The organism is Pseudomonas germanica (genome assembly GCF_019614655.1).
In the GTDB taxonomy this organism is placed as follows: domain Bacteria; phylum Pseudomonadota; class Gammaproteobacteria; order Pseudomonadales; family Pseudomonadaceae; genus Aquipseudomonas; species Aquipseudomonas neuropathica.
Window position 1 is genome coordinate 5,521,461 of record NZ_CP071586.1, and the last position, 24,957, is coordinate 5,546,417.

15 protein-coding genes are annotated in these 24,957 nt (G+C 59.5%); 10 read left to right on the forward strand and 5 right to left on the reverse strand.

Annotated elements, in window-relative coordinates:
• Positions 1-143: 143 nt before the first annotated feature.
• Both J0G10_RS24455 and J0G10_RS24460 read right to left on the reverse strand, forming a co-directional pair.
• A complete protein-coding gene (locus J0G10_RS24455; protein ID WP_093430706.1) occupies positions 144-500 on the reverse strand; it encodes a PilZ domain-containing protein in 357 nt (118 codons plus the stop codon).
• A gap of 228 nt (positions 501-728) precedes the next feature.
• Positions 729-1,115 carry a tetratricopeptide repeat protein gene (locus tag J0G10_RS24460; RefSeq protein ID WP_042560673.1) on the reverse strand — a complete coding sequence of 129 codons (387 nt, stop codon included), beginning with the start codon at positions 1,113-1,115 and terminating at the stop codon, positions 729-731.
• A gap of 170 nt (positions 1,116-1,285) precedes the next feature.
• Between J0G10_RS24460 and pyk the strand changes: the two genes are divergently transcribed.
• Entirely contained in the window at positions 1,286-2,737 is a 1,452-nt protein-coding gene (gene pyk, locus J0G10_RS24465) for a pyruvate kinase (protein WP_095048237.1), read from the forward strand.
• Positions 2,738-3,002: 265 nt separating this feature from the next.
• On the opposite strand, the gene J0G10_RS24470 is transcribed toward pyk, so the two are convergent.
• The 3 genes from J0G10_RS24470 to J0G10_RS24480 are packed head-to-tail and all read right to left on the reverse strand — an operon-like array spanning position 3,003 to position 5,816.
• The gene (locus J0G10_RS24470) at positions 3,003-3,752 is read right to left on the reverse strand and encodes an enoyl-CoA hydratase-related protein (RefSeq protein ID WP_093430518.1); all 750 of its coding nucleotides are present in this window, start codon (positions 3,750-3,752) and stop codon (positions 3,003-3,005) included.
• A 29-nt stretch (positions 3,753-3,781) separates the two neighbouring features.
• A complete protein-coding gene (locus tag J0G10_RS24475; protein ID WP_095048239.1) occupies positions 3,782-4,717 on the reverse strand; it encodes an iron-sulfur-binding ferredoxin reductase in 936 nt (311 codons plus the stop codon).
• Entirely contained in the window at positions 4,710-5,816 is a 1,107-nt protein-coding gene (locus tag J0G10_RS24480; protein ID WP_220556911.1) for a GGDEF domain-containing protein, read from the reverse strand. The genes J0G10_RS24475 and J0G10_RS24480 overlap by 8 nt, the downstream gene beginning before the upstream one ends.
• A gap of 993 nt (positions 5,817-6,809) precedes the next feature.
• Between J0G10_RS24480 and J0G10_RS24485 the strand changes: the two genes are divergently transcribed.
• From J0G10_RS24485 to J0G10_RS24525, 9 genes are all read left to right on the forward strand, one after another.
• Positions 6,810-8,333 carry a fumarate hydratase gene (locus tag J0G10_RS24485; protein ID WP_034153454.1) on the forward strand — a complete coding sequence of 508 codons (1,524 nt, stop codon included), beginning with the start codon at positions 6,810-6,812 and terminating at the stop codon, positions 8,331-8,333.
• A gap of 202 nt (positions 8,334-8,535) precedes the next feature.
• Positions 8,536-13,056 (forward strand): SpvB/TcaC N-terminal domain-containing protein, encoded by a 4,521-nt coding sequence (locus tag J0G10_RS24490; protein ID WP_220556912.1) that lies wholly within the window; start codon positions 8,536-8,538, stop codon positions 13,054-13,056.
• Positions 13,053-15,791 carry an RHS repeat-associated core domain-containing protein gene (locus tag J0G10_RS24495; protein WP_220556913.1) on the forward strand — a complete coding sequence of 913 codons (2,739 nt, stop codon included), beginning with the start codon at positions 13,053-13,055 and terminating at the stop codon, positions 15,789-15,791. Before J0G10_RS24490 ends, J0G10_RS24495 begins: the two co-directional genes overlap by 4 nt.
• The gene (locus tag J0G10_RS24500; RefSeq protein WP_220556914.1) at positions 15,788-18,526 is read left to right on the forward strand and encodes an RHS repeat-associated core domain-containing protein; all 2,739 of its coding nucleotides are present in this window, start codon (positions 15,788-15,790) and stop codon (positions 18,524-18,526) included. Before J0G10_RS24495 ends, J0G10_RS24500 begins: the two co-directional genes overlap by 4 nt.
• Positions 18,527-18,602: 76 nt before the next feature.
• Complete coding sequence (locus J0G10_RS24505; protein WP_220556915.1) at positions 18,603-20,363, forward strand: ATP-binding protein; 1,761 nt, start codon at positions 18,603-18,605, stop codon at positions 20,361-20,363.
• Positions 20,363-21,691, forward strand: coding sequence for a sigma-54-dependent transcriptional regulator (locus J0G10_RS24510; RefSeq protein ID WP_220556916.1), 1,329 nt, complete (start codon positions 20,363-20,365; stop codon positions 21,689-21,691). Before J0G10_RS24505 ends, J0G10_RS24510 begins: the two co-directional genes overlap by 1 nt.
• A 400-nt stretch (positions 21,692-22,091) precedes the next feature.
• A complete protein-coding gene (locus tag J0G10_RS24515) occupies positions 22,092-23,411 on the forward strand; it encodes an MFS transporter (protein WP_220556917.1) in 1,320 nt (439 codons plus the stop codon).
• Between the two features lie 379 nt (positions 23,412-23,790).
• The gene (locus J0G10_RS24520; protein WP_038366788.1) at positions 23,791-24,066 is read left to right on the forward strand and encodes a hypothetical protein; all 276 of its coding nucleotides are present in this window, start codon (positions 23,791-23,793) and stop codon (positions 24,064-24,066) included.
• 257 nt (positions 24,067-24,323) lie between these two features.
• Positions 24,324-24,953 carry a flavin reductase family protein gene (locus tag J0G10_RS24525; protein WP_007912610.1) on the forward strand — a complete coding sequence of 210 codons (630 nt, stop codon included), beginning with the start codon at positions 24,324-24,326 and terminating at the stop codon, positions 24,951-24,953.
• Positions 24,954-24,957: the final 4 nt, after the last annotated feature.

Here is a 24,957-nt window from a genome sequence, read left to right on the forward strand (position 1 = left end):
ACAGGTGTATGACCCAGCTTGACCGAGCGACTCGTGTTCCAGTGGAGACGCTTTCGCGGGCAAGCCCGCTCCCACAAGATCTGTTACACACCACAAATCGAAGGTAGGCGCGACCTGCTCGCGAAGCTTTTAGCGGGTTTGAATCAGGCCGAAGCCGGCAACGGCTGAAAACTGAAATAACGCTGCAACGCCTGCACCAGCTGCCCAAATTCCGGCGGTGCGCGTTGCAGGACGAAGCCGGCGTCGTAGTGCAGCGGCGTGGCGTCTTCATGGCACCACACGCAGCACGCGGTGAAGTCGATCACCTGTTGACAGCCATCGCTGGCGGGGATTTTCAGGCGTAACTGAAAGTCCACGCCGACCATCATGGGCAATTGGCTGATGAGCATTAGCCCGTCTTCGGAGAGGTTGCCGAGAAAACCGATGGGCTTGTCGGTGACGCTGTTGAACACTCTGAGGAAATACGGCAACTGATGCCGTTCGATCCGTTCGGTAAACATGCGCAGTTCGCCATGCAAGGCTCCGTCACAGAGCCGCACCTTGCTTCGGAACGTGCCTGTGTCGCAGGCTCGCTCTCCCCGCTTCCGGTGTGACGGTCGCTACGTCGCCGTCACCTTACAACTGCCAGTCGCAGGTGTTGCTCCGGATTCAGAACGCGGTGCCGAATCCGGGTTATTCGACTATAGCTCAGCTTGTACACACGGCCAGATTTTGTATGACAACTGTCATCAGAAACGGGTCGGGCGCACCACGGCAGCGGCGCTGCGCGTCGGGTAATGGCCCAGGCTCTGCAAGGTTTCCAGACGGGCACGGGCGCGATAGGCGTATTCGCTGTTCGGGTACGAGGCGATGATGAACTGATAGGTCTGCGCCGCGTCGACAAACATTTTCTGCCGTTCCAGGCACTGGCCGCGCATCATCGACACTTCCGGCCACACGTACGGGCGGGCACGGCTGGCGCGTTCGACCTTGGACAACTCAAGCATGACCTGCTCGCAGTTGCCGCGATCATAGGCGCTGTAGGCGTTGTTCAAATGATGGTTCATCGACCAACGGGTGCAGCCCGTCACGGCGAGGACGCTGAGGGCAAGGGCGGCAATGGGCAACAATCGCATGGGGGTTCTCCTGTCTTGTGCTCTGTATCGACCCCTGCCGGGAATTCTTCAGAAGTGTTTGCGCCAATCGTCGTGTTCAATAAAGAAAGTAATAAGTAGTGCAAACGAACAATGACTACACCCCAAGAGCATAGTAGCCTTCGCTAGCGCTTGAACTCAGGAGTCTTTGCATGTCCGTCCGTCGTACCAAAATCGTCGCTACCCTTGGCCCGGCCAGTAACTCGCCGGAAGTTCTCGAACAGCTGATTCTGGCTGGTCTGGACGTTGCCCGTCTGAACTTCTCCCACGGCACCCCCGACGAGCACAAGGCTCGCGCGAAGCTGGTGCGTGACCTCGCCGCCAAGCACGGCCGTTTCGTCGCCCTGCTGGGTGACCTGCAAGGCCCGAAAATCCGTATCGCCAAATTCGCCAACAAGAAGATCGAGCTGAAGATCGGTGACAAGTTCACCTTCTCCACCAGCCATCCGTTGACCGAAGGCAACCAGCAAGTGGTCGGCATCGACTACCCGGATCTGGTCAAGGACTGCGGCGTGGGTGACGAGCTGCTGCTCGACGACGGCCGTGTGGTGATGCGCGTTGATACCGCCACCGCAACAGAATTGCATTGCACCGTGACCATCGGCGGCCCGCTGTCCGACCACAAAGGCATCAACCGTCGCGGTGGCGGCCTGACCGCGCCGGCCCTGACTGAAAAAGACAAGGCCGACATCAAGCTCGCTGCAGAAATGGAAGTCGACTACCTCGCAGTGTCCTTCCCGCGTGACGCTGCCGACATGGAATACGCCCGTCAACTGCGCGACGAAGCCGGCGGCACTGCCTGGCTGGTGGCGAAGATCGAACGCGCTGAAGCCGTAGCGGACGACGAAACCCTCGACGGCCTGATCAAGGCATCCGACGCGGTGATGGTTGCCCGTGGTGACTTGGGCGTGGAAATCGGCGACGCCGAACTGGTCGGCATTCAGAAGAAAATCATTCTGCATGCACGCCGCCACAACAAGGCGGTGATCGTCGCGACCCAGATGATGGAGTCGATGATCCAGAATCCGATGCCGACCCGCGCTGAAGTGTCCGACGTAGCCAACGCCGTGCTCGACTACACCGACGCCGTGATGCTGTCCGCCGAATCCGCCGCTGGCCTGTACCCGCTGGAAGCCGTGCAGGCAATGGCGCGCATCTGCGTCGGCGCCGAGAAGCACCCGACCGGCAAGACCTCCAGCCACCGTATCGGCAAGGAATTCACCCGCTGCGACGAAAGCATCGCGCTGGCGACCATGTACACCGCCAACCACTTCCCGGGCGTCAAAGCGATCATCGCTCTGACCGAAAGTGGCTTCACTCCGCTGATCATGTCGCGTATCCGCTCCTCGGTGCCGATCTACGCCTTCACCCCGCACCGCGAAGCCCAGGCCCGCGCGGCAATGTTCCGTGGCGTGTACACCATTCCGTTCGATCCGGCTTCGCTGGAACCGCACGAAGTCAGCCAGAAGGCCATCGACGAGCTGACCAAACGCGGCGTTGTGGAAAAAGGCGACTGGGTCATCCTGACCAAGGGCGACAGCTACCACACCACCGGCGGCACCAACGGCATGAAGATCCTGCACGTGGGCGACCCGCAGGTCTGAGTGACGCGCTGAAAAACCAAAGCCCCGGCATGTGAGTGCCGGGGCTTTTTGTTGTCTGCGTTGAATCGAAAGCCCCTCACCCTAGCCCTCTCCCAGAGGGAGAGGGAACCGATTGAGGGATATTGCAGAATTGCACCGACCTGATAGCTCTGCGCTGAATCCGACCGTTTCTTTCAAGTCGATGTGTAGCGCATTACACCTCGGTCGTCTCCCTCTCCCTCTGGGAGAGGGCTGGGCGGGCGGCGTTCCGATGAGGGTTGGCTTTTTAATGCCGTTTGATAAATCCGGTCAACGCCACCATTGCTTCTGGCGAACGAAGGCGCTGGGTGAACAATGCGCCCTCCTCCTCGATCACCTTACGAATCAACTCGCGATCCGGCGCTCGCATCAATTGCTTGCTGATACGCACCGCTTCGGCCGGCAGTTCATCGAAACGCAGCGCCATTTCCCGCGCCTTGCTTAGCGCCGCAGCGCCGCTACCCAATGCTTCGGTCGCAATCCCCCACTGCGCCGCCTGTTCACCGCTGAAGCCTTCGCCCAGTAACAACAACTCTGCCGCTTTGGCCTGCCCAAGCAGACGTGGAAGGATCAGGCTGGAGCCGAACTCCGGGCACAAACCCAGGTTGACGAATGGCATGCGCAACCGCGCATCGCGGGCCACATAAACCAGATCGCAGTGCAGCAACAATGTGGTGCCAATGCCCACCGCCGCGCCGGCCACCGCGGCGATCACCGGTTTGCGGCACTCAAGCAGGTTGAGCATGAAGTGAAACACCGGGCTGTCGAGGTCACTCGGCGGTTGCTGGATGAAGTCGGCAATGTCGTTGCCGGCGGTGAAGCATTCGGCGCTGCCGGTAATCAGCACGGCGTTGATCGCCGGGTCGCCATCGGCCTGTTTCAGCGCCTCGGCGAGGCGACTGTACATGGCGCGGGTCAGGGCGTTTTTCTTGTCCGGACGGTTGAGGCGCAGGGTCAGCAAACCGCGCTCGCGTTCCAGCAGGATGGCTTCGGTCATGATGTGTCTCGCGTCTGAAATATCAGCGCTCAACCACGGGACAGGAACACGTCAGCCAGTAGTTGATTGCGCGGCAATCCGGCCAGGTACAGACGCCGCGCGAAGGCGTCGACGCTGGCCGTCGAGCCGCAGACTAAGGCCAGGGTTTGCCGGGAGACAAGGCGCAGTTGCGCCAAAGCGGCGGCTGACTCGGCCGCCGTCCACAGCTCGACACTGAGGTTTTCCCGCTGCGCAGCCAGTGCCGCCAGGGGTTTGGCCAGATAGTGCTCGCGATCGTCATGAGCCACGTGAATGACGCGGATCAGGCCTTGGTGATCCTGGCGCAAGGCTTCGCGCAGCACGCCGAACAAAGGGCCCAGACCGGTGCCAGCGGCCAGCAGCCACAAGGGGCGACTGTGCCAGTCGGGATCGTAATGCAAAGCACCGCCGCGCAGTTCGCCGAGACGGATCGGATCGCCGATCTGCAATTTTCGTGCGCCATCGCTGAATTCACCAGGCTGGCGGCAATCGAGATGGAATTCGAGAAAGCGGTCTTCCTCCGGCAGGCTCGCCAGCGAATACGGCCGCGCAATGTGCCCGATCCACAACACCAGATGTTGCCCGGCGCTGTAGCGCAACGGCCGTTGCGGGGTCAGACGCAAGCGCAGGACGCTGTCGCTGAGCCAGTCCAGCGCTTCGACCACTGCCGGGCGACCATCGGTGATCGGGTCGAAGGTGTGCACCTGCAAATCTTCGACGACCTGACACTGACACGCCAGGCGCCAGCCTTGCTGACGCTGTTCGGCGCTCAAGGCGTCCGGCCGATTGTCGGCGGGCAGGCCTTGCACGCATTGCACCAGACAGGCATGGCAACTGCCGGCGCGGCAGCTGTAAGGCACGGCGACGCCATTCTGATTGAGGGCATCGAGCAGATTGCTGCCCGCTGCCACTGACCATTGTCGTTCACCGACGCGAAGTTCAGGCATCGACGTTCTCCCACGCGGCCGCACAACGATTGCGCCCGTCACGCTTGGCCCGATACAAGGCCTGATCGGCGCGCTGCAAGGCGTCGTCCAGATCATCGCCCAACACCAACAGCGTCATGCCGGCCGACAGGCTGAGGTTGCGCACATTCAGGCCGACCAGTTCAACGTCAGTAAAGGCAATACGCAGACGTTCACAGCAAGTAGTCAGCCGTTCGGCGTCGCAATCGGGCAACAACACAACGAATTCTTCACCACCATAACGCGCCAGCACATCACCGTCGCGCAGACACGCCTGGGCAACGCCGGCGAAGGCCTGTAACACCTGATCGCCGGCGGCATGGCCGTGCAGGTCGTTGATGCGTTTGAAATGGTCGAGGTCGATCAGCGCCAGACCGTGCACCACATCGTCGTCCATTTCATCCAGCTCTCGCGTGGCCAGACGCAGAAAATGCCGACGATTGAACAGCCCGGTCAGTTCATCGGTGGCGACCAGATCTTCCAACTGCCGCATCATCCCGCGCAGGGTGTCCTGATGCGCCTGCAAGGCAAACCGGCGCTGGCGCTGGCGTTGCCGCGAAACCTGGACGAAGCGCGCGTACAGCACCAGCCACGCCAGCACCATTGCCAGAATGCACACCTGCAAGGCGGCAAGCGCCGGCTCGCGCAAGCGGAAGTAGTAGCCGTCCCACAGCGTGATGGCACAGAAACTGAAGAACACCAACAGGGCACAGCGTATGAACGCCCGTCGACTGAGATGGAACAGGCCGAACAGCAGGATCAGCACGTAGAACACCAGGAAGGCGCCGCGGGCTTCATCCAGATGAGCGATCAGCCAGGTCTGCCAGCCGAGACCGATCAACACCTGCGCTTCGGTCAGGCTGGGATCGGCAAAGCGCAGGTTGCGCCCACTCCAGAACAGTGCGAACAGCACCGACTGGCTGATCACCACCAGCGCACTGCCGATGGCCACAGAAGTCAGGGACTGCTCGTAGTGCCCCGTGAAAAATGCCAGCCACAGCAGCAGCAAAGCCAATCCATAGGTGGCCGCAGCGAGGGCAAAGCGTTTGAGCAAAAGACGTTGAATGGCGTTATGGGTCAATCGTTGACTCACCGTGCGATAAGAGGCTGACCGAGTGTCCTACTCTACAGACCGGCTGCCACTTTAGAGGCGTAGTCGATAAATGACCACCGATTTTCGGGCCCGAAATTTGACGTCAAAAGTGTGGCCTGCGTAGACCGCCAAAAGCCCCTCACCCTAGCCCTCTCCCAGAGGGAGAGGGGACTGACCGAGTCGATTGTTGGCGATACGCCGACCTGAAATACCGAGCCGGACTCAGACTTGAACAGCCTGAACATCGCCCCCCTTTCCTGAGTCGAACTCAGGTTTTGAACAGCATGAAGATCAGCTCCCTTTCTTGAGTCGAGCACAGGTTTGAACAGCATGAAGATCGGCTCCCTTTCTTGAGTCGAGCACAGGTTTGAACAGCATGAAGATCAGCTCCCTTTCTTGAGTCGAGCACAGGTTTGAACAGCATGAAGATCAGCTCCCTTTCTTGAGTCGAGCACAGGTTTGAACAGCATGAAGATCAGCTCCCTTTCTTGAGTCGAGCACAGGTTTGAACAGCATGAAGATCAGCTCCCTTTCTTGAGTCGAGCACAGGTTTGAACAGCATGAAGATCAGCTCCCTTTCTTGAGTCGAGCACAGGTTTGAACAGCATGAAGATCAGCTCCCTTTCTTGAGTCGAGCACAGGTTTGGACAGCATGAAGATCAGCTCCCTTTCTTGAGTCGAGCACAGGTTTGAACAGCATGAAGATCGGCTCCCTTTCCCCCTCGCCCCCCTTGGGGGAGAGGGCTGGGGTGAGGGGGTAGCTCTTGAAGTGCAAACCCGCTGTCCGATATTCGCCCACCCATGCGACCAACGAATGATTGCCGGCGCGTGTACGCCCCACCGAGGCGCGTTATACTGCCGCGCCTTTTTAGCGTCGCGCCAGCAGCCCCGGCGTGCCTTGAAAGGTGCTTGCGACCGACCGATGCACCCAAGCCGCAGGCACCTTATTGAATGTTCCCGTCTTTTAGAGGAGCGCGACTCATGACCGTGATCAAGCAAGATGACCTGATTCAGAGCGTTGCCGACGCCCTGCAGTTCATTTCCTATTACCACCCCGTGGATTTCATCCAGGCGATGCACGAAGCCTACCTGCGCGAAGAATCGCCAGCGGCCCGTGACTCGATGGCGCAGATCCTGATCAACTCGCGCATGTGCGCCACCGGCCATCGCCCGATCTGCCAGGACACCGGTATCGTTACCGTGTTCGTGCGCGTCGGCATGGACGTGCGTTGGGATGGCGCCACCATGGGCCTGGACGACATGATCAACGAAGGCGTGCGTCGCGCCTACAACCTGCCGGAAAACGTCCTGCGTGCCTCGATCCTCGCCGACCCGGCGGGTGCTCGGAAAAACACCAAGGACAACACCCCTGCCGTGATTCACTACTCCATCGTCCCGGGCAACACCGTGGAAGTGGACGTGGCGGCCAAGGGCGGCGGTTCCGAGAACAAGTCGAAAATGGCCATGCTCAACCCGTCCGACTCGATCGTTGACTGGGTATTGAAGACCGTTCCGACCATGGGCGCCGGCTGGTGCCCACCGGGCATGCTCGGCATCGGCATCGGCGGCACCGCCGAGAAAGCCGCCGTCATGGCCAAGGAAGTGTTGATGGAATCCATCGACATCCACGAACTGAAGGCCCGTGGCCCGCAGAACCGCATCGAAGAAATGCGCCTGGAGCTGTTCGAGAAGGTCAACCAGTTGGGCATCGGCGCCCAGGGCCTCGGTGGCCTGACCACCGTGCTCGACGTGAAGATCATGGACTACCCGACCCACGCAGCCTCGCTGCCGGTGTGCATGATCCCGAACTGCGCCGCCACCCGTCACGCACACTTCGTGCTCGACGGCTCCGGCCCGGCCTCGCTGGAAGCGCCACCGCTGGACGCCTACCCGGAAATCGTCTGGGAAGCCGGCCCGTCGGCTCGCCGTGTCAACCTCGACACCCTGACCCCGGAAGACGTGCAGAGCTGGAAGCCGGGCGAAACCGTCCTGCTCAACGGCAAAATGCTCACCGGTCGCGACGCCGCGCACAAGCGCATGGTCGAGATGCTCAACAAGGGTGAAACCCTGCCGGTCGATCTGAAAGGTCGCTTCATCTACTACGTCGGCCCGGTTGATCCGGTCGGTGACGAAGTGGTTGGCCCGGCGGGCCCGACCACCGCGACGCGGATGGACAAGTTCACCCGGCAGATCCTCGAGCAGACCGGCCTGTTGGGCATGATCGGTAAATCCGAGCGCGGCCCGACCGCCATCGAAGCGATCAAGGACAACAAAGCCGTGTACCTGATGGCCGTTGGCGGCGCTGCTTACCTCGTCGCTCAGGCGATCAAGAAGTCGCAAGTGCTGGCGTTTGCCGAACTGGGCATGGAAGCGATCTACGAGTTCGAGGTCAAGGACATGCCGGTCACCGTTGCGGTGGACAGCAAAGGTGAGTCGGTGCACATCACCGGCCCTGCGATCTGGCAACAGAAGATCAGCGAAAGCCTGGCGGTAGAAGTGCAATAAGCCCTTCGCTGCCATAAAAACGGCCGGTTCATCTGCAACGATGACCCGGCCGTTTTCACAGGGGCCAACCGTTCGCGATAAAAAAAGCTCCGAAGCATACAAAATGATCTTGCGCACCTGTCAGATCTGACAGGTTCATTTACCCGCCATTCTTGTTAGCGTCAGTCCATTCACGCCCACCCCGTGCGCAATGGATTCGACCATGCCTGATCAACAAGAGCTGAGCATCACCACCCCTTCCATCGCCAAAAGCGCATCGATCGCCACCATCGGCAAAAGTTGGGGCGCTGTGGGCCCGACCGGAGCCGCCTCGTTCGAGTTGCCGATTCCAACGTCTGCCGGGCGGGGCTGGGATCCTCAGTTCTCGCTGAGTTACAGCAGTCAGAGTGGCAACGGTCCATTCGGCCTTTCCTGGCACCTGTCCGGCGTGGGTCAGATCAATCGCAGAACCAACAAAGGCGTGCCACGTTATACCGATCACGACGAGATCGTCGGTGCCGATGGCGAAGTGTGGATGCCGGAGCTCGATGAGCATGGTGAACTCAAGTTCCGAGAGGAAAGCGTCTACAACGGCGTCGACATTGGCCCGCACAGAGTCGTGCGCTATTGTCCTCGAGTGGAAAGCGATTTTGCCTTGCGCGAGCGCTGGCAGCGGCAGACCCGAGAAGCCGATCCACCGGTATTCTGGCTGATACACGGCGCTGACGGCTCGCTGCACCTTTACGGCAAAACCGAAGCCACACGAATTGCCGATCCCCAGGCTCCTGGACGAATCGCCACATGGCTGCTGTGCGAAAGCATGAACGCGCGCGGCGAACACATCTGCTTTGAATACAAGACCGATGATCAGGATCCCGCCCCCGTGCGTGACTATCGCGCCCAGCGTTATCTGCGCCGCGTGTGTTACGGCAACTTCACGGCCAGCAGCGATCTGTACAGCTGGACGACGGACAATCCCGCCGAACTGGGCTGGCACTTTCATCTGCTGTTCGATTACGGCGAGCGCAGCACGTCACTGACCGACATCCCGGCATATGACGGTGCCCCCCTCAAACCCTGGACCGTTCGCCCAGACAGCTTTTCAACCCACGGTCAGGGTTTTGAACTGGGCACTCGCAGACTCTGCCAACAGGCATTGCTGTTTCATCATTTTCCCGAGCAATCGACTGACCAACCGAAACTGGTACGCCGCCTGCTGTTGGAATATCACCAACCGCAAAATATCGCGCAGTGGGCCTACAGCCAGATCAGCGCGGCGCACTATCAGGCATTCGATGCGAACGGCATTGTCGAAAACACGCCGCCGGTCGAGTTCGACTATGCCCCCTTCGACATCAATAAAACCCCGGCGCGCTTCTTCGAACCCGATGTTCAACCGGGTATCGAGGACGGTGGTTTTTACCAGTGTGTGGATCTTTATGGCGAAGGTGTGCCGGGTTTCCTCTGCCGTTATGACCAGGCCTGGTACTACCGCGAACCACTACGCGCGACCAAGGGCACCGATGAAATCGGCTATGGGCCATGGACCGCACTGGAAAAGATTCCGCTCGCCGATCGCAACCGTCCGGTCCAGCAACTGCTGACCGACCTGACGGGGGACGGAAGGCTCGATTGGGTCACCGCGCAACCGGGTATCAGTGGTTTTCGCACCCTGACAGAACAACGCGAGTTTGCCGACTTCGTCCCCTTCGGCAAATTCCCACCAGAGTTTTTCAACACTCTCTCGACACTTGGCGACTTGAGCGGTGACGGCTTGAGTAGCCTGGCGTTGATCGGGCCCAGCTCCGTGCGGTTGTATGCCAACGAGCGCGAACAAGGCTTCGCCGCGCCTGAAGAGGTGCTGCACGAACCCGACGACGACCGCTTGCCACTGTTCAGCAATTCGCGCACAGAACTGGTGCTGTTGGGCAACCTGCTGGGCAGCGATATGCCCGAGTTGTGTCGGATACGCCATGACGAAATCCGCTGCTGGCCGAACCTGGGCCACGGCCGGTTTGGCAAAGGTCGCAAGATCAGCGAGTTGCCCTTCAACTACGAGCAATTCGATTCGTCCCGGGTGCGCCTTGCCGACCTCGACGGCTCCGGTGCCGCGTCGCTGATTTATCTGAAGTCGGATACCTTCGAGATCTACCTGAATCGTGGCGGCAACGGCCTGGAGCAAATACCGATCAGCGTGCCGTGGCCCGACGGCGTGCGCTACGATCGCCTCTGTCAGGTGAGTTTCGCCGATCTGCAAGGCCTGGGCTGCGCCAGTCTGATCCTGACGGTGACGCACATGCAGCCGCAGCATTGGCGCTACGATTTCGTTTCGGCCAAGCCGTATCTGTTGACCAGCAGTAACAACAACATGGGTTGCAGTGCCAGCGTCGCTTATCGCAGTTCGGCGCAGGAATGGCTGGATGAAAAACACCGTTTGCTCACCCTTAAGCGTTTGCCGGCTTGCCGCCTGCCGTTCCCGGTGGCGGTGGTCAAGAAACAACGGCAGCTGGATGAAATCACTGGCAATTGCCTGACTCAGACCTTCACTTGGCGTGAAGGCGTCTACGACAGCCGCGAGCGTGAGTTCCGCGGTTTCGGTCTGTTGCAACAAACCGACAGTGAGAGCGCCAGAGCAGATGAGAGCGAAGGTTTCAGCGAGCCGGTGCGTGTCTGCACCTGGTTTCATACCGGGCAATCGATGGACCGGCCGCGCGACGACTACTTCAATCAGGATGCACAAGCGGTAGCCCTGGGTAACACCCTGTTCAGTCGCCATCACCCGGAAGACGATGCCGATGAACTGATTCCGGTGCAGGATGAAGACAGCCAATACCAGCTCTCCCGAGCGTTGGTCGGCTCGATGGCCCGCAGCGAAACCTACGCTGATGCAGACATGGACGCCCCCGGGATTGCCACGCCTTATGCCGTAGAAGAAGTGCGATATCAGGTGCGCGAGGTTCGCGAGCAAGGTCCTTATGCCACCGCCGTCTTGCTGCCACTGGTGGTGGAAAGGATCAGCTACCAGTACGACGGTTTCGTCGATGACCCCATGTGTCGCAACGATGTGGTCCTGCGCTACAACACTTACGGCCAGCCGACGCACGCCATCACGGTGAGTTACGCCCGGCGACTGACCGAAAAAGATGCACCACCGTTCGACGACCCGGATGTACAGCAGTGGTGGTTCGACGCCCATGACCCGGCGCAACAATCGTTCTACCTGAATGAAAGCCGTTCAGCGTTCATCGATCTGGACAAGGACCGGCAGCATTGGCGTCTCGGTTTGCCCTATCAGCAGCGTGGCAATGCACTGGTCTTGCCCAAAGGCACCCTGCCCACCGGGCTTGAAGCCGCGCAAGTGTCCTATGAGTGCCTGAAGGCACATGAGGATTCGGCGCACTGGAACGCTGAACGGGTGCTGACCACGCAGTCTGTACAGCGCTACTTGAGTACCGATGGCCAACGGCTGGACGACGGCGTTGCCGGATTCGAGGCCCTGGTCGGTCCACTGGAAGTGGCACAACTGGACAAGACGGCGCTGGACGCTTACAGCGTGCTGCCTGCGCCCTTCAACGTGCGCGACGAACTGAAGAAGATCGGCTATCTGCCCATGCCGTTTCTGTTCTGGATAAATCCCTTGGGCAGCACGGAGCATGACCTGTGGTCGGCTAATTTCGGCTACGCCGAATACGCCAGCCTCGACGGTTTCTACAAGGTCCGGCGCTATCGCGAAACCCTCAGCCATGGCTTCACTCACGCCGTATACGACGCGTATGCGCTGGCTGTCACCCTCGTGGAACTGCCAGATGGCTGTACCACCTGCATCGAGTACGACTACCACGCGCTGCAACCGCTGAAAATCATCGATGCCAACCTGAATACTCATCAGGCGTTGTATGAACCCTCCAATCAGCCCCTGGCCACCAGTTATTATGGCTCAGAGAACAACAGGGAAGCGGGTTTCAGGCCACTGAGCGAATACAAACTTCCGGAGGACCGGAGCCCGGCTACGGCAATTGCCAACCCGACCGATGCCGTGCAAAAAGCCGCGAGTACCCTGCGCAAGGATCTGTTCAGCTGGATGGGGCAGATGGCCAACGACACCCGCGCCGCCCTGGCATGGATCGCTCAGGGTTATCTGCTGCCCAGCGGCCACATCAGGGCCAGTACACGCCGCCAACTGACCCGGCGCAGCGGCGCCTTGACGCCTGATGAACAGGCGCTGCAAGACGCCATCGCAACAGTGCATCGCGAACCGGTGCACAGTGTGATCCTCAGTGCCGACCGCTACCCTGATGACGAGGTGGATGCGCAGATCCAGATCACCAAAGCCTGCGTCGACGGTTTTGGCCGGGCTCTGCAAACCCAGCAATTGGTCGATCCGGGCAAGGCCTATGCCGTGGACGCCGACGGCTCGCTGATCGTCGAGGATGGCCAGATCAAAGTGGTCGATGCCAACCCGCGCTGGCGCATCAGCGAGCGGGTCGAATACAACAACAAAGGCTTGCCCGTTCGTCAGTACCGCGCGTTTTTCGCCAACACCTATACCTACGTCAACGATCAGTCCCTGCGCACACTGAGCCATCACGATCAGCTTCGCTATGACGTCAAGAGCCGGCAGGTCGGAATGGTCAATGCCAAGGGCGACTTTTCCCGAGAGACGTACCACCCTTGGTATCACACCAGCGAAGACTTCAACGACACCGCCGAGCCATCATCGCCAACCAAGGCATCGCAGCCATGATTGCCAACGTGCATCGCCGTACACCTGCGCTGGCGGTAAGCGATGCGCGTGGTTTGCCAATGCGGCAGGTCGGGTACTTGCGCAGTGTGACGGCCGACAACCCCGTAGCGCTGGTAACCCGTCAGCAGCATGACTACGCCGGCCGTCTGATCGAGCAATGGGATTCGCGCTTGTCGGCACCCTGCCTGACCACGGTTTACAGCCTGGACGGCACGGTATTGAAATCCGACAGCGTCGACGCCGGCTGGCGCCTGACCCTGCCGGGTCTGGCCGGTGAGCCATTGCAACGCTGGGATCAGCGCGACAACCATTGGCGCACGAGCTTCGATGAGCAGCTGCGGGTGATCGCGGTCGAGGAAAATGGTCAGTCCAATGTCGACGTTTTTACTTACGCCGACGCCTCGGCCGAGGCCGGGTACAACCGCCGCGGCCAGTTGCTGGAACAGAAAGACCGTTCCGGTTCGCTGCTCACGGACAGTTATTCCCTGACCGGCCAGCCGCTGAGCGAAACCCGCACGTTCCACGACGGCGAGCCGTTCACCACTCACCATGTGTTCAGCTCGCTCGGCGCGCTGCTCGAGCAGACCGACGCCGGCGGCCATCGGCGACGATCGCGCTACGGCCTGGCCGGGCACCTTCGGCAGGTACAACTGTTGATCAGCGGCCAGAGCCAATGGCAGCCCGTGTTGCTTGATGCGCAGTACAACGCCGCCGACCAGATCATCGAGCAGCAGGCCGGTAATCTTGTCCTCAGTCGCTGGACGTACGACCCTGCAGACAGTCGTCTGCACACTCAGTCCAGTCGCAAAGACACTGGAGCAGTGCTGCAGAACCTCGAATATTTCTACGATCCCGTCGGCAATATCACCCGCATCGAAGACCACGCCTTTCAACCACGTTACTTCGCCAATCAGTTGATCGATGGCCACCGCGACTTCACCTACGACTCGCTCTATCGGTTGACCAGCGCCACCGGCTACGACGACGCCCCGCCGCCGGACATTCCCGGCCTGCCGCAACCGGGCGACCCGAACAATCGCCTCAACTACACCCAGACCTACCAGTACGACAACGGTGGCAATCTGATCGAACTGTGTCACGTACGCACCGGCAACAACTCGACCCGGCAAATGTTCATCGATCTGAAAAGCAATCGCGGGGTGCGCTGGAAAACCGGCGACGAGCCGCCGGATTTCGACACTTTGTTCGATCGCCACGGCAATCAACTGACCGTGCAACCGGGCCAACCGCTGCTCTGGAATACCCGCGATGAGCTGGAAAGCGTGATCCTGGTCCAGCGCGATGGCGGTTCCAATGATGCCGAGTACTACCGTTACAGCCAGGGTATGCGCGTGTTCAAACGCCACGAAACCTTCGCTGCCAACGCCGAGCATTTCCACCAGGTGCGCTATCTGCCGGGGCTTGAAATCCGCACCCGCGACAACGGTGAAGAACTGCACGTCATCACGCTCGGCAACGCCCGCTGCCTGCATTGGGCAAAGAACAATCCCAAAGACATCGACGGCGATCAATTGCGTTACAGCCTCGAAGATCACCTCGGTTCCTGTGCGATGGAACTGGATCAGCAAGCACAACTGATCAGCGAGGAAGGCTATTACCCGTTTGGCGCCACGGCGTGGATGACCCCACCTCCAGAGACCGGGGTCAGCTATAAATTCATCCGTTATTCGGGCAAAGAGATGGACGTCAGTGGCATGTATTACTACGGCGCACGCTATTACGCGCCGTGGTTGCAGCGTTGGGTCAGTGCCGATCCGGCCGGAGATGTGGATGGGTTGAATCTGTATGCGATGGTGTTGAACAACCCGTTAACTTATGTGGATGTGCAAGGCAACAGCCAAGAGAAATTCGATATCGTCAATTTCTCAAACTTCGTGACCACTCTCGGTGATTACTCAGCCACAACGCTGGACCAAATGCTGAAAGTATCAAGCGGACAGTACGGGACTGAACTGCTGGCGAATATTGTTGCAGAATCACTGATAGGCACTGCCGGCTTCTTCGCTGGTTATTTCGGCGGCGGGTTCGCAGGCTCAACACTTACCGCTGCTATGCCCGCCGCCGTCGGCTTCTTGTCGGAGATGATTGCCATGCACATCAGCGGCGATATCGGCGAGGAGATCGCCAGCAAATACACGTCCTTTGCAAATATGACAGTCCCATTGATTCCACAAACTTCGGCAATGAGCGTCGCAGCCATTGATCAAAAGGTCGGCATCACAGAGCGTTCATCGAGTTTCACGCCGGCCGATGCCGCCAACACCTTACTGAACCGCGGCGTCGGAACATTTGTTCCAGGCGTGGGGGCGACACTTAATATCGGTTCGCGGGTGCAGGAGGTGGAGGACATTAAACAGGGTCTGGATCCGGTCAAGATTGAAAAAATCGAAACGATGCTCGCCGACTGGAAACAAGTCCTCACTTCGCGAATGGCCGATATTGAGAAAGCCTTCAGACGCGTAGGACAAAACACGATCAATTCGGCTGACGTGCTACCTGACAAGAGCCGCTTAATGGCTGCCAAGACCATTCGGCTCGATACCTTGCGAGAGCAGACCAGTGCAATCCTGGGATATATCGAAAGCAGCCAGACCACCCTGAAGTGGCACAAAGAAGATTTGCTGACAGACAACAGATTTTTGCGCAAACAAGCGAAACCAGCGTCGAAATTTCAGACATTTGTTCAGCCCTTCACCAAACACAAATTCGCATGAAATACGACCCTGTTCATAGGCGCACTCCAACGGTGGCGGTGATCGATGGCCGGGGCTCGCCGATCCGTCAGGTCAGTTACTTGCGCACTCTGGCAGACGACACACCAAAAGCACTCGTGTCGCTTCAGCAATACGATGTGGTCGGCCGTATGGTGGCGCAGCGGGATCCGCGTCTGCCCACTGCGAACCTCATTAACGTCTACTCACTAAACGGTGATGGGGTATTGACCGACAGCGTCGACGCCGGCTGGCGCCTGATCCTGCCGGGGCTGGCGGGTGAGCCGTTGCGGCGCTGGGATCAGCGCGGTAGCCAGTGGCAGACGATCTTCGATGAGCAACTGCGGGTGGTCGCGGTCGAGGAAAATGGCCAACCCGATGTCGATGTTTTCATTTACGCCGATGCCTCGGCCGAAGCCGGATACAACCGTCGCGGCCAGTTGCTGGAACAGAAAGACCGTTCCGGTTCGCTGCTCACGGACAGTTATTCCCTGACCGGCCAGCCGCTGCGGGAAACCCGCACGTTCCACGACGGTGAGCCGTTCACCACTCACCATGTGTTCAGCTCGCTCGGCGCGCTGCTCGAGCAGACCGACGCCGGTGGCCATCGGCGACGCTCGCGCTACGGCCTGGCCGGGCAACTCAAGCAAACGGAACTGCTGATCAAGGATACGTCTGACTGGCAACCGGTATTGCTGGACGCACAGTACAACGCCAACGAGCAGATCATTGAACAACTGGCCGGCAATCGCGTCCTCAGTACGTGGACGTACGACCCTGCAGACAGTCGTCTGCACACTCAGTCCAGTCGCAAAGACACCGGCGCAGTGCTGCAGAACCTCGAATATTTCTACGATCCCGTCGGCAATATCACCCGCATCGAAGACCACGCCTTTCAACCACGTTACTTCGCCAATCAGTTGATCGATGGCCACCGCGACTTCACCTACGACTCGCTCTATCGGTTGACCAGCGCCACCGGCTACGACGACGCCCCGCCGCCGGACATTCCCGGCCTGCCGCAACCGGGCGACCCGAACAATCGCCTCAACTACACCCAGACCTACCAGTACGACAACGGTGGCAACCTGATCGAACTGTGTCACGTACGCGCCGGCAACAACTCGACCCGGCAAATGTTCATCGATCTGAAGAGCAATCGCGGGGTGCGTTGGAAAACCGGCGACCCGGAACCGGTGTTTGGCGATCTGTTCGACAGTCACGGTAACCAGAAAGCGATGCACCCCGGCAAGCCGCTGATCTGGAATGCCCGCGATGAGGTGAAGAGCGTGACGCTGATCCAGCGTGAAAACGATCGCAATGACGCCGAGCATTACCTTTACAGCCAGGGCATTCGCGTGTTCAAACGCCACGAAACCTTCGCTGCCAACGCCGAACATTTCCACCAGGTGCGCTACCTGCCCGGGCTTGAAATCCGCACCCGCGACAACGGTGAAGAACTGCACGTCATCACCCTCAGTAACGCCCGCTGCCTGCATTGGGCAAAGAACAACCCCAAAGATATCGACAGCGATCAATTGCGTTACAACCTTGAAGATCATCTCGGCTCCAGCGTGATGGAACTGGATCAAGACGCCGTCATGATCAGCCAGGAAGGCTATTACCCCTTTGGCGAAACCGCGTGGATGGCACCGAATTCGGAAACCAGGTACCGCTTCATCCGCTATTCGGGCAAGGAGATGGATGTCAGCGGGTTGTACTACTACGGCGCCCGCTATTACGCGCCGTGGTTGCAACGCTGGGTCAGTGCCGACCCGGCAGGGGATGTGGATGGGCTGAACCTATATGGGTTTGTGCGCAACAATCCCATGACTTACTTCGACACGACAGGCAACAAAACAGAAGAAGCTCAACCGTCAAGCGCAGGCGTTCGGGCATTTATTACCGGAAACACTCCCACAGAGCGTATGCAGAAGAAACTGGCCTTCCATAACGAGCTGCTTTCAGCCGTCGATCTGGCTGTCAGGGATGTCACCACTCAAATACTCAATCATCGCTCTGAGCCCAACAGCAGGGTATCAACCGCGAAACGTACAGGTTTTTTTCTTGCGGAAAAGGGCACATCCAACGCGGTTGGCATAGGCATGAGCGCAGCCGGGGTAGCACTGGGAATCCCTGGCGGCCCTCTGGGAATGCTGATTGGCGGGGCTCTTGGTTTCCTAGTCGGAAAAACCGTGAGTAAAACGACGAAAGCGATCGGCAGAAAAACCGGTTTGAACACCTCCATCAGCTTGCAACCGGATCGATTGAAAGGAACCAGGCTGTTAAAGCAAACACAGGCCGAACAAGGGCCCGTGGTTAACTTTAAAGCTATCGCCGATTACAACCCGCTCAAACCCGAAGGACGGCAAGAGATCAAACAAGGCGGCATCGCGGCTGGCAAGGAATTGGCGCTGGCAGGCGCTGGCAAGATCCCCTACGTCGGGCCGACTATCAAGGTGATTCCGGACACCCTCGATCTCTTGAATGAAATAGCAACCAGCGCAAATGATCTTACCGAGGATGAGGTGACTGCACTGGATGCCGACATTACCGACACGATTAATATGCTGCAGTATCGCTCGGAACATTTAATCGAAACGGTCAAGACCCTGAGTCGTACTGACCCCTCTAAGCGCATTGAACGCATTGAACGCGACACAGGACAGCGAATAAAAAGGCTTCGAAACCTGAGGACCGTGCTTCATTCCAATTCGTCGACTTTTACTGCCGTATGAAAAGGTGACGACGCGACTCCTGGCCTGAACAGTGCTCATGGTAAGGTGCCTGCCCGTCCTTATTCCTGCGCCCAGCATGCTGCCGACTTCCCGTACCCTGCGTCTGTCGTTGTATACCCTGCTGATCATTGCCGGCGCGGCGCTTGCCGCTACGCTTGCGATCCGCCACGCCGAACGTCAGGCGCTGGAGGAGGATGCCGCCCGTGCCAACCAGCAACTGGCGTTGTACGCCAACTCCCTGCATACCCTGATCGACCGCTACCGCGCCCTGCCCGCCGTGCTGGCGCTGGACCCGCAATTGCGTTCGGCGCTGGCCGGGCCGGTCGATGCCGACGAACAGGCGGCGCTGAATCTCAAGCTGGAAAAGATCAACGGCGCGGCGCAATCCTCGACCCTTGAACTGCTTGATCACACGGGCCTCGCCGTGGCGGCGAGCAACTGGCGCTTGCCGAGCAGTTACGTCGGCCACAATTACGGTTTCCGCCCCTACTTCAGCCAGACCCGCACCCAAGGCACCGGGCGTTTTTACGCGGTGGGCGTGACCAGCGGAATTCCCGGCTATTTCCTCTCCAGCGCGGTGCTCGGCGACAACGACGAGTTCCTTGGCGCAATGGTGGTCAAGCTGGAATTCCCCGAGCTGGAACGCGAATGGAGTCAGGGCAATGACACACTGCTGGTCAGCGATGCGCGCGGGATCATCTTCATCGCCAACCAGCCCGGCTGGCGCTATCGCGCGCTGCGGCCATTGAGCGCCCGCGACATGGATGAAATCAAAGCCACCCGGCAGTACGACAAGCAATCGCTGCAGCCCTTGACTCATTTATCGCTGCGCCGCTTCGATGACAACAGCGACCTGCGCCGCGTCGAAGGCCCGCAAGGCACGGCGGATTATCTATGGGAATCGCTGCCCCTCAGCGCCGAAGGCTGGACCTTGCACCTGCTGCGCCATCCGCAAGTGGCCTTCGAAGACCTGCGCAACGCCGGGCTGGCCGCCGCTGGGGTGTGGCTGGCGCTGGTGTTTCTGTTGCTGTTTCTCAACCAGCGCTGGCGCCTGTCGAAAATCCGCCAGCGCAACCGCGAAGAGCTGGAACAGTTGGTGGAAGAACGCACCCGCGATTTGCGCACCGCGCAGGACGGTCTGGTGCAATCGGCCAAACTCGCCGCGCTCGGCCAGATGTCCGCCGCGCTGGCCCATGAAATCAATCAGCCGCTGACCGCTCAGCGCATGCAACTGGCGACGCTGCGCCTGCTGCTCGAGCATGGCCGGGTCGACGATGCTTATAAAGCCTTGAAACCGGTAGACGAGATGCTCACGCGCATGGCTGCCCTCACCGGCCACCTCAAGACCTTCGCGCGCAAAAGCCCCAGCGGCTTGCGTGAGCGCCTGGATCTGGCGACGGTGGTCGATCAGTCTTTGCAGTTACTCGATGCACGGTTGCGTGACGAGCAGGTCAGTCTGGTGTTGCACCTGACGCGTCCGGCATGGGTGCGCGGTGATGCGATTCGTCTCGAACAGGTGCTGATCAACCTCCTGCGCAACGCCCTCGATGCGATGCAGGGCAAAGCGTGCAAGCGTCTCGAAATCCGTCTGGAAGCCGATGAACAACTGTGGCGCCTGAGCGTCAGCGACAATGGCGGCGGCATCGCCCAAGACCATTTGGGCCAGGTCTTCGATCCGTTCTTCACCACCAAACCGGTGGGCGACGGTTTGGGTCTCGGCCTGGCGGTATCCTTCGCCATCGTGCATGAATCCGGCGGCCGTCTGAGTGCTGAAAATGGCGACAGCGGCGCAGTGTTCAGCCTGACTTTGCCGATCGATCTGGAGGCACACATCTGATGCTCAATTCAGTGATGGTGGTCGATGACGAAAGCAGCATTCGCAGCGCCGTCGAGCAGTGGCTGAGCCTGTCCGGCTTCGAGGTGCAGCTGTTCAGCCGCGCTGAAGAATGCCTCGCCGCCCTGCCCGCGCACTTTGCCGGGGTGATCCTCAGCGACGTGCGCATGCCCGGCATAGGCGGCCTGGCGTTGTTGGCCGAAGTGCAGAAACGCGACGCTGACCTGCCGGTAATTCTGCTCACCGGTCATGGCGATGTACCGATGGCCGTCGAGGCGATGCGCGACGGTGCTTACGACTTTCTGGAAAAACCGTTCAGCCCGGAAACCCTGCTCGGCAGCTTGCGCCGGGCGCTGGACAAACGCCGGCTGATTCTGGAAAACCGTGCGCTGCACGAGCAGGCCGACAACCGCGCGAAACTCGATGCGACGTTGCTCGGTGTGTCTCGTGGTTTGCAGACGTTGCGTCGGCAAGTGCTGGACCTGGCGGCGTTGCCGGTCAATGTGTTGATCCGTGGCGAAACCGGTAGCGGCAAGGAACTGGTCGCGCGCTGCCTGCATGATTTCGGCCCGCGCGCTACCAAGCCGTTTGTGGCGCTGAACTGCGCGGCGATTCCTGAGCAGTTGTTCGAGGCGGAGTTGTTCGGTCACGAGAGCGGTGCATTTACCGGCGCCTCGGGCAAGCGCATCGGCAAGCTGGAATACGCCGATGGCGGCACCTTGTTTCTCGATGAAATCGAAAGCATGCCGCTGGCACAGCAGGTGAAACTGTTGCGCGTGTTGCAGGAGCAGAAGCTTGAACGGCTGGGCTCGAACCAGAGCATTCGCGTTGATCTGCGGATTGTCGCGGCGACCAAACCGGATCTGCTCGATGAAGCTCGGGCCGGGCGATTTCGCGAGGATCTGGCGTATCGCCTGAACGTCGCCGAACTGCGTTTGCCGCCGTTGCGCGATCGCCGCGAAGACATTCCGCTGCTGTTCGAAACCTTCGCCCACAATGCCGCTGAGCGCTTGGGCCGCACCTTTCCACCCTTGAGTGGCGCGCAATTGAGCCATCTGCTCAGCCACGACTGGCCGGGCAACGTACGCGAACTAGCGAACGTTGCCGAACGTCAGGTGTTGGGCCTGGATGAACCGGCACCGGGGATTGATCCGGGGCAATCGCTGGCGGCGCAGCAGGAGGCGTTTGAGGCGCAGTGTTTGCGTGCGGCGCTGACCCGGCACAAGGGCGATGTGAAAGCGGTACTTGAAGAGTTGCAACTGCCGCGCCGCACGTTCAATGAAAAGCTGCAGCGGCATGGGTTGAGTCGGGAGATGTTTTTGGCTGAGTGAGGCTGGGTCGGGATTTTTGCTGCGGCTGAAAACCATCCCCCTCACCCCAGCCCTCCCGAAACGTCGGACCGCCCCCAAGGGGGCGAGGGGGAAAGGGAGCCGATCTTCATGCTTTTCGAAACCTGAGTTCGACTCGGTATCTCAGGTCGGCGTAACTATCAAAAGCACCTCGATCAGTCCCCTCTCCCCCCGGGAGAGGGTTAGGGTGAGGGGCTTTTGATCTCAGCCCCAATAAGCGGAAATCCGCTCACAAGATCAATTCCATCGGCACAAATCCGCTCACCCAATCCCGCCACGCCCTCTAAACCGGCCCTCCCCCCGTTGGCACACCTCCTGCTATAGCCCTCGCAGGCTGCGTTTCGACGCGCTCCACAAAAACAATTAAACGAAGGATCCTTCAATGGATAACTCCAACGCCCTGCCACTTGGGTCGGCTGCCGTGCCGGCCAAAGAAAGAACCACCGCCAGCCGGATCAAATCGATCTTCAGCGGTTCCGTCGGCAACATGGTCGAGTGGTACGACTGGTATGTGTATGCCGCCTTCTCCCTGTATTTCGCAAAAACCTTCTTCCCCGCCGGTTCCACCACCGCCCAACTGATGAACACCGCCGCGATTTTCGCCGTCGGCTTTCTGATGCGTCCGATTGGCGGCTGGCTGATGGGGATGTACGCCGACAAGGTCGGCCGTAAAAAAGCCTTGATGGCCTCGGTTTACCTGATGTGCTTCGGCTCGCTGCTGATCGCCCTCAGCCCGAACTACGAAACCATCGGCATCGGCGCGCCGATCCTGCTGGTGTTCGCCCGTCTGCTGCAGGGCCTCTCGGTCGGTGGCGAATACGGCACCTCGGCAACCTATCTCTCGGAGATGGCGACCAAGGAACGTCGCGGCTTCTTCTCCAGCTTCCAGTACGTGACCCTGATCTCCGGCCAGCTCATCGCGCTGGGCGTCCTGATCGTGCTGCAGAACGTGCTGACCACTGAACAACTGTACGCGTGGGGCTGGCGTATTCCGTTCGCCATCGGCGCGCTGTGTGCGGTCGTGGCGCTGTACCTGCGTCGCGGCATGGAAGAAACCGAGTCGTTCACCAAAAAAGAGAAGTCCAAGGAAAGCGCCATGCGCACCTTGATGCGCCACCCCAAAGAACTGTTGACCGTGGTCGGCCTGACCATGGGCGGCACCCTGGCGTTCTACACCTACACCACCTACATGCAGAAATACCTGGTGAACACGGTCGGTATGAGCATCTCCGACTCGACCACCATTTCTGCCGCCACGCTGTTCCTGTTCATGTGCCTGCAACCGATCATCGGCGGCCTCTCGGACAAGATCGGTCGTCGTCCGATCCTGATCGCCTTCGGCGTGCTGGGGACGATCTTCACCGTGCCAATCCTGATGACCCTGCACACCATTCAGAGCTGGTGGGGCGCGTTCTTCCTGATCATGGCAGCGCTGATCATCGTCAGCGGCTACACCTCGATCAACGCGGTGGTGAAAGCCGAACTGTTCCCGACCGAGATCCGCGCCCTGGGCGTTGGCCTGCCGTATGCACTGACCGTGTCGATCTTCGGCGGCACCGCTGAATACATCGCGCTGTGGTTCAAGAGCATCGGCATGGAAACCGGTTACTACTGGTATGTGACGGCATGCATCGCGGTGTCGTTGCTGGTGTACATCACCATGAAGGACACCCAGAAGCATTCGCGGATCGTGACTGACTGATCGGGTTTCACAGCCACTGCAATGGTGGCTGTGATGGACTCTTCGCGAGCAGGCTCGCTCCCACATCTGGAATGCATTTCCCTGTGGGAGCGAGCCTGCTCGCAATTGGGTCACAGCGTTATCCAGACCTGCATGAAAAATCCCTCACACACGCCGCACAGCGATTAATCGCTAATTAATGCTGCCCCCTCATTCTGCAATCACCTGATCGATGACCTGCGCGACGCTCGCTCCGACGACGAAAGCGAATTCAACGTGCCGCCCTTAACATCAAGTTAATCGATTGTTCTTAGCATTAATTTGCGCTTTTTAATCAACTTATTTGGCATAGCATTAAACCCATGCAAGACACACCGCCAACGAATCTGGAGTAACCGACATGAAAACCAAACTGATCCTCGCCCTGACCCTGTCCGTACTGGCCGCTAATACCTTTGCTGCCGACGGCTCGGATCGCACCAAATCCGCAGACTTCATCAACGGCGCCAGCGCCGCCATCGAAACCAGCCACACCGGCACTTACGCTGCTGATGGTTTTGATAAAACCAGCCTTGGCAAAGCTGTGGCTGCTGATGGTTTCGACAAGACCAACCTGGGTAAAACCGTCGCGGCTGACGGTTTCGATAAAACCGGTACCGCCGCTGCCATCAGCTAAGTATCAGCAGTCCTCCCACAGCCCGGCCTCGGCCGGGCTTAGTCATTTCTGGGGCATGACAATTTTCTCAAATACACACAAATCCACTGTAGGAGCTGCCGAAGGCTGCGATCTTTTGATCTTGATCTTTAAAAGCAAAATCAAAAGATCGCAGCCTTCGGCAGCTCCTACACGGGGTTTTGCGTCTGGCTGGAAATATGCGGGGCGTCCTTGCACTATGGCTGCATCCGAAACGCAGCCTCAGGAATTCACCCACCATGCCCGATGACATCCACTTCTACGAACCCGCCAACGGCCACGGTCTGCCCCACGATCCGTTCAACGCCATCGTCGGCCCACGCCCCATCGGCTGGATTTCCTCGCAGGATGCCAACGGCCGCTTGAACCTGGCGCCGTACAGCTTCTTCAATGCCTTCAACTACATTCCGCCGATCATTGGTTTTTCCAGCGTCGGGCGCAAAGACAGCCTGAACAACATCGAGCAGACCGGCGAGTTCGTCTGGAACCTCGCCACCCGCCCGCTGGCCGAGCAGATGAATCAGAGCTGCGCGATGGTCGCGCCTGAGGTCAACGAGTTTGAATTGGCGGGTTTGACGACAGTGGCGTCAAAGGTGATTTCAGTACCACGGGTCGCAGAAAGTCCGGTGTCCTTTGAATGCAAGGTCACGCAGATCATTCAGTTGCAGCGCGCCGATGGCGAAACCGTGCCGAGCTGGCTGATCCTCGGCGAAGTGGTCGCCGTGCATATCGCCAAGTGGCTGTTGAAGGACGGCATTTACGACACCGCCGCAGCAGAACCGATTCTGCGCGGCGGCGGACCGGCGGATTATTTCCAGTTGGGGCCTGAGGCCCTGTTCAAGATGTGGCGTCCGGGCGCAAACAAGTAACGCG